Origin of the sequence: Pseudoalteromonas luteoviolacea, assembly GCF_018100925.1 — a bacterium.
In the GTDB taxonomy this organism is placed as follows: Bacteria; Pseudomonadota; Gammaproteobacteria; order Enterobacterales; family Alteromonadaceae; genus Pseudoalteromonas; species Pseudoalteromonas obscura.
In genome coordinates this window covers 1-394 of the sequence record NZ_JAGJEH010000071.1, presented here as the reverse complement: position 1 = coordinate 394, position 394 = coordinate 1, and the positions used below count along the sequence as shown (strand labels likewise).

At 49.7% G+C, this 394-nt stretch carries 1 protein-coding gene; it reads left to right on the top strand.

Annotated features, from left to right (window positions below; genetic code table 11):
- Nucleotides 1–394, top strand: a 394-nt coding sequence (locus J8M00_RS28100) for a hypothetical protein (protein ID WP_211013658.1), incomplete at both ends; no start/stop codon positions are given.

Here is a 394-nt window from a genome sequence, read left to right as displayed (position 1 = left end):
AGAAAGGCCGAATTTGAAGCGCGCCGACAACAAAACTTAAATCAATATGCCGCGAGTGGGTTTGTGCATTTTGGTAAGCACTTAGGATCTGCTAATACCGTCAATGAAGGACTGTGGGAGCGTACAACTGAGTCGAATGTTTTACGACTCGGGGCGAGTTATTCAAATGCCGGTGCCTCAGTGACTGATGAGCCCGTTCTGCATATGGCTGGCGTCATCGTTCATTTATCTCAGCTATGCAATACCGACGAGGCGTTTAACGCCATCAAGTTACCCGCTGCGGAGGCAGGCTTACGAACTTACGACAGTGCCACAGGGTTGAGTGTCACCCATTCATCGCCTGATGTTGCATTTGCCAGTGAGACCAGCACCAATAAAGTTGTCACTGAGCGCT